5 protein-coding genes are annotated in these 6248 nt (G+C 67.3%); all 5 read left to right on the top strand.

The window, feature by feature from the left end; genetic code table 11:
• Window positions 1-3305, top strand: a 3305-nt coding sequence (locus IEY17_RS25900) for a GH-E family nuclease (RefSeq protein ID WP_268240384.1), incomplete at its 5' end; no start/stop codon positions are given.
• Window positions 3306-3371: 66 nt separating this feature from the next.
• Window positions 3372-3938 carry a suppressor of fused domain protein gene (locus IEY17_RS22415; RefSeq protein ID WP_188990959.1) on the top strand — a complete coding sequence of 189 codons (567 nt, stop codon included), beginning with the start codon at window positions 3372-3374 and terminating at the stop codon, window positions 3936-3938.
• Between the two features lie 233 nt (window positions 3939-4171).
• On the top strand, window positions 4172-5023 hold the full coding sequence (locus tag IEY17_RS22410) for an immunity 49 family protein (protein ID WP_188990957.1): 852 nt from the start codon (window positions 4172-4174) through the stop codon (window positions 5021-5023).
• Between the two features lie 322 nt (window positions 5024-5345).
• A complete protein-coding gene (locus tag IEY17_RS22405; protein ID WP_188990955.1) occupies window positions 5346-5915 on the top strand; it encodes a YbaB/EbfC family nucleoid-associated protein in 570 nt (189 codons plus the stop codon).
• On the top strand, window positions 5912-6238 hold the full coding sequence (locus tag IEY17_RS22400) for a WXG100 family type VII secretion target (protein WP_229680468.1): 327 nt from the start codon (window positions 5912-5914) through the stop codon (window positions 6236-6238). Before IEY17_RS22405 ends, IEY17_RS22400 begins: the two co-directional genes overlap by 4 nt.
• Window positions 6239-6248: the final 10 nt, after the last annotated feature.

The raw sequence follows: 6248 nt of genomic DNA, 5'->3' as shown, positions 1-6248 counted from the left end.
GCGCCGCGGAGCTGGCCAACACCATCAGCACCGTCGTGACGATCATGGGCGAGGTCGTCTCCTTCGTCCGCGAGTTCGTCCGAGACCTGGTCGCCGACTGCATCTCCCGGCTCATCACCTACGCCCTCGAGGCTCTGTGCACCCTCGGCCTGGGCACGCCGGTGATCGTGGCGCAGGCGACGTCGTTCATCTCCAAGACGGTCTCCAAGATCACCGAGATCGTGCAGAAGCTGACCAAGACCATCAAGAACGTGGCGCCGAAGCTGAGCAAGATGGTCGAGGTCTTCGCCAAGATCATCAAGAAGCTCGGCGACGTCCCGGACAAGGTCGCCGAGAAGGCGTGGAAGAAGTTCGACGACGTCTTCGGCACCAACATCGTCGGCAAGCACAACGCCAAATTCGGCGGCGGAACCCCGGGCAGCCCCGGTGGAGACGGCTCGGACGGCGGCCCGGGCGGTTCCGGTGACCGGCCGGGATCGGGATCCGGTGACGGGTCCGATTCGGGGTCCGGCAGCGGCTCCGGTGACGGCTCGGACGGCGGCTCCGGTTCAGGTTCCAGTGACGGGTCCGATTCGGGTAACAACTCCGGTCCGGGTAACAACTCGGGCTCAGGCAACAACTCCGGCTCGGGCGACAGCACGGGGTCGGGCACCAAATCCGGCGGCGATACCAGCACCGACTCCCGGACCAGCACCACCAACCCCGGGTCGCCCCGTTCCGACGGAGGCTCGCCCAGCAGCCCCGACTCGACCCCGCGATCCACTTCGGACACTGATGTGCCGAGCTCGACCGGGGGCTCCTCGACCACCTCGAGCCCCGGCGGCTCCAGCTCCGGCGGGCACCCGAGCGCTCCGGACGGTGGCCGCACCGTGACGTTCTCGGGCGACCTGTCCAGCGGCCCAAGCCCCACGCCGAGCCCCGGCCCCTCCAGCACCCCGAACGGTGGCGGCTGGCATACCCCGGACTCGGGCAGCACCCCGAGCGGTTCCCACATCTCGACCTCTGGCGGTGGCCCGAGCGGGAGCGGATCTCACACCTCCGGCCCGGACTCGGGAGGAACACCGAGCGGCGGAGGCAGGTCCCACACCTCCGGCCCGGACACCGCGAGCACGCCGAGCGGCGGCGGAAGCAGCCCGTCGAGCGGCGGCTCCGGCGGCGGGTCGCACACGCCGTCCACACCGAGCCAGAACACCCCGTCCAGCACCACATCGTCCAGTGTGGACGCCCCCGCGTCCCAAGTCCCGCAGGCACCGGCCCCGAGCACTCCCCGCGTCGACCAGCCCGCGGCCAGCACCACCGGCGGCCCGGTGGGAGGCCCGATGGGCGGCCCGGTCGGCGGCCCCGGCGGTGCCGCAACCCCGCACCCGGCCGGAGGCCGCCCAGGCGCTGCCGGCGGCTGGACCGGAACCCCGGGCAGCCCAGGCGCAGCCGGACGCCCACCGTCATCACCGGACACCCCACGCGGCCCGGACCCGAGCGGCCCGCGTCCCACCGGCACAACTCCGCGCGGAGCCGATGCCCCGCATCGTCCGGGCGGCGGTTCGCCCACCACGCCACGTCCTGGCGCCGCGCCTGACGGCCCGTCTGCGCGTCCCGGCGGTTCACCGAGCCCGGAGGTGCCGCGCCCCCGATACCCCGACGGCAGTGCACCGAACACGCCCGGCACACGGACCGACGCGCCGAACCACCAACCGACGAGCCCGAGCGGCCCTGGCCAGCGTCCGGACGGCAACGCCCCGGGTTCGCCGAAGTCGCCTGATCCTGCGAAGACGCCCGACTCGACGAAAACGGACCCCACCAAGGCGCCGGACGGCGACAAGGCACCGGACTCGACGAAGCGGCCGGACGCCGACGACGCGCCCGACAGGCCGAAGGACGCAACGGAGTCGCAGTCCGGGCCGGACGCGCCGAAGGACGGTGCGGACAAGCCCAACGGCCCGGATGCCGACAAGCCGGAGCCGGGCACGCCGGAGTACGACCAGAAGATCAACGACGGCGTCGACAACCTGAAGCAGACCGACGCGGGCGTGTCGGGTCACACCGACCCGAACATGCAGGATCTCGCCAGCAGAGTCCCCAACGACGGCAAGCACTTCACCGTTGACGCCCACCACACCCCGGACGGACTCAGGATCGGCGGCCGCAACTACTCGCCGGATGAGCTGGCCGACGTACTCCGCCGCTCCGGCTGGGACGGCAAGAGCCCGATTCGCCTGATCAGCTGCGACTCCGGCGACTTCGCCAGCGATCTGGCGAAAAAGCTGGGCGTGGACGTCACCGCGCCGAACGGGAAAGCCTGGTCGGACGGCAGCGGCAACGTCTTCTCCAGCAGCACAGCACCGGACGGTGGCCCCACCTGGCCCCCGGACGGCGGCTGGGAAACCCACAGCCCCGACGGCACCAAAGCCCCGGCCAGCGACGACGGCTTCCACCCGTCCCGCAACGGCGAAGACCCCGGCGAACGCCCGGACGATGCCCAGATGCGGGACGCCAGCAACCGCCTTCCCGAAGAGGAGATCGACAAGCGGCAAGAAGCCCTTCCGGAGAAGTACTACCTCTACGACGGCGGGAGAGAAGCTCGCTTGCGCTCGGGTGAATCCGGGCCACCCCTGCGGTGGGACGAAAACGCGAACGACGGCAACGGAGCCTGGGTTGAGCGCGAAGGAACGCTGGAACCGACACCCGACACGCCGGACCACCTCCGCGACGACAACAAATTCATGGAATACGTCTACGAGGGCAAGCGTCCGGCATTTTCGGCGTCCACCAAGTACGCTGTCTACCGCAACACCGAGATGAACGTGGACGGCTCGTACCGGTGCGCCGTGTCCGACCGGCCGATCCCCGTCGTCAAGGGACCCGACGGCAATCCGCAGTTCTACAAGATCGTGGGCGAGGGCGCGGACCAAAGGCGAGTGGAAACATCTCCCCCGGACTGGTATCTGCGGGACGAAGAACCCCCGGCTCCGCCGCACGAGAAATTTACGCTGCCGGAGCCCGGCGTTTCCCACATGGGCCACGAAAACGGCTACGAGTACTGGCGCCAACGGCACTTCGCGCTCAACCATGAAATGACGATCGACCAGTACGAGCAGATGTACGACCACCCGGGACACTACCGCCTGGAACTCAAGGAGGAAAACGAAGCCCACGGCCACGAGTCGACCGATGCGGGATATGGTCACTACCCGGAGCTCTACCGAAACCTGTTCCCGAACGACACGCTGACACCCATCAGGCTCGCCCCCACCGACGAAGGGGAGATCGTCAAGGGAACACCAAAGCTCGGCGACCCCCGACGCTGATACGCTTCTACCCACAGCCAAAAATTCCCGCGATTCGCACACTGCCAGGCAACGATGGGAGCTCCCGTGACGAACACCCAGCCGTCCCGCGAAATCCTCGACCACTTCGAGCGGCGCCTGGGCCCGGTCCAACGAGTCGAGTCGGCCAGATCGGAGCAAGGCGAAAACCGAGGCTACGACCTCGTGTTCTACGAGAACGACGAGCCGCCGATCACCACGGTCGCCACCAACGGCCTTCGATTCCAGTCGATCACCTCGATGCTGCCCGAGGAGCTCGTCTGCTCGCTCCGCTCCGAGCAGAAGCACATCGCCCAGTACCTGACCGACTCGATCGCCTCGCTCATCATCAAGAACAGGCGGGGCATGGAGTACGGGGCGATATTCCAGAACGATCAGCCGATCATCGAGGAGACGCAGATCATCGGGGTCATCGCGCACACCAGCCCGCTGTTCGACGAGGCATTCAACCTGTTCCCGAACGCGACCGCGCCGACCCTGCAGATCATCTCGCTGGTGCCCATCACCGCGCCCGAGGTCGACTTCGTCCGAAGCGAGGGGGCGGACATGCTCTTCGAGGTCTTTCACCTGAACCGGACAAACATCCTCGACGTTCGCCGTCGCTCCGCGGTCTAGGGCGACAGCACGGCACCACGTGGTCGACGCGGGGTGATCTCGCCGACCGCGCAGATGACCCCGAACCGCCCAGCCTGTCGCTCCTTGGGGTGATCGGCACTGTCGGATCGTGGTTCGTGGCTGTGCAGTGATGACGGGTGGGAGGCGAGCATGCCTGGACGGGACTTCTGCGACGCGGGGCGTCAGTATCGCGCTGGGCGCCAGCAGAGCAGCACACAAGGGAGCGCTGGCGAGTGATCAGGGAAATTTCCAGGCACGAGATCGACCTCTCAGCGGCAAATGCTCAAGTGGAGTATTTTTCGGAGGACATCGATCTCTACGTCGGCGCACTTCCCAGAACGAACAGCGCCGTCGGGACGCTGTTCAGTTCGGCCCGGAGCCTTCTTCACTGCCGATGCGCCATTGATCCGACAGCCAGTACACCAGAAACCAAGCAGATCTTTCAACTTGCAATGGAAGCAGGCGCGGCAATATTCAGCGCGGCGCAGGACACGGAGGGCAGAACGCCCTGTCGGATCGGAGGGCAAACAGTGGAGCTTTCCGGCGCCGAGCTGCTTCGCTACGCAAGTGCGGCAAACTGGTTGAATTCCATTTTCCTTGCCATCATCACACGGAACGGCGAAGCTATCAACGCGATCAATGCCACACCACCCAGCCTGCTCCAGGGAACAGAGTCCACTTATCCTCCGTACATCTATTCCTGGTGCGAAACAATCCGAAGGTTTGTCGCACGCGAGTCCGGGGCAGCAGAGGCGCTCCACGAGGCCATCGCCGCAACAGATCCGGAACAACTCGACCCACGGACTCGCGATTACACCCTTCGCATCGTCGTCCCGCAGATGCGGATGTTCCATTATCTGATCAGCTCCAGCGACGCGTCTGAATTCAATTCAGCTGTCTCCGATGCGCTGGAAGCGCACAAAGCCTTCTGGAGCGCGAACGCGGACAAGGCAGCCGACCCCGAAGGTTACCTCGCGCTGGGACCGCTGGCACTGAGCTGCATCGCCCGGGACGTTGGCATACCCATCGAGGTCAACTCGGAGTACCTTCCCCGGGAAGCACTGGCTGACGACCTGCGGCCGTAGTTGGTCTTCGTGGAAGCTCCCGTGACGAACCCCAGCCACCCCGCGAAACATCGCTCCGCGGTCTAGGGCGGCACCGCTGGCGCCACGTGGTCGACGCGGGGTGATCCCGCCGACCGCACAGATGACCCCGAACAGCCCAGCTCATTGCTCCGTTCGGACGCAATCCGGGACCCCATGGCACCGGGCGAAAAACGCGAGCGTCATTCTCGTACAGCCGTCCCGAGAGCGCGGTCCCGTCGGGTCACCGGTTGGTGACCTGGGGTGATCGGCGCTGTCGGGTCGTGCTTCGTGGCTGTGCAGTGATGACGGGTGAAAGGCGAGCATGTCTGGACGGGACTTCTTCGACGCGGGGCGTCAGGATCTCGCTGGGCGCAATGCCGCGCTGCGGGACCAGATCGACAGCATGCTTTCTGACCTGCGTAGACGCACCGCCGAGATCCAGGAGGCGCAGGCCGAGGCCGCGCGGCGGACCTTCGAGGTGTCGTCCGACGACGGGATGGTCACCGTTCGGGTCGACGCGACCGGGACCGTGCAGGAGGTGCTGCTGTCCCCCAAGGCGTTCGAGCGCAGCACACCCGAGAAGCTCGCGCGCACCATCACCAGCGTCGTCCGCGAGGCATCCGGCACCGCGCAGCGCGAGCTGCAGAGCCGGTTCGCGCCGATGGCCGACACCTCCGGCGTTCCCGAGGTGCCGGGCCTGCCGTCGCTGCAGGGCCTGGTGACCAGCGGGCCGCTCGTCGAGCCGCCGGACCCCGCCCAGGAGCGTGAGCAGCGGCGCAACGCCGACTCTCCCGCCACGCAGCGCAAGCAGCCTTCGCGGGTGGACGCCACGCCCGCCGACGAGTGGGACGACTGGGACTGGGACGACAACCGACGAGGGGGCCGCCGATGACCGGGATGCGGATGCAGCCCGAGGAGATCCGCTCGGGCGGCAAGAAGATCGGCGACTCCGGTGACGACCTGGACCAGGTGCTGTCCAAGCTGAAGTCCGCGCTGGACGCCGAGGGCGAGTGCTGGGGCAACGACGAGGCCGGGCAGAACTTCGCCAAGGACTACACCAAGGGCCGCGACAGCGTGCTGAAGAGCCTGCAGAAGGTCATCAAGGCCCTCGGTGACATCGACGACAATCTCAGGGCCACCGCGGACGACACCGAGTCCGGCGACGCCCGCTCGGCTGCCGACATCCGCAGGTCCGGCGCGAACATGCCCTCGTAGGGAGTGGAGC

It is taken from the genome of Saccharopolyspora thermophila (assembly GCF_014646075.1).
Classification (GTDB): Bacteria; Actinomycetota; Actinomycetes; order Mycobacteriales; family Pseudonocardiaceae; genus Saccharopolyspora; species Saccharopolyspora thermophila.
Note: the sequence above shows the minus strand (reverse complement) of the source record. Positions and strands in the feature narration are given on the sequence as shown.

What these genes read in the sequence shown, in the direction of transcription:
- IEY17_RS22405 (WP_188990955.1), top strand. Translation starts at nt 5,346, where the DNA reads ATGTCTGGACGGGACTTCTTCGACGCGGGGCGTCAGGATCTCGCTGGG.
- IEY17_RS22400 (WP_229680468.1), top strand. Translation starts at nt 5,912, where the DNA reads ATGACCGGGATGCGGATGCAGCCCGAGGAGATCCGCTCGGGCGGCAAG.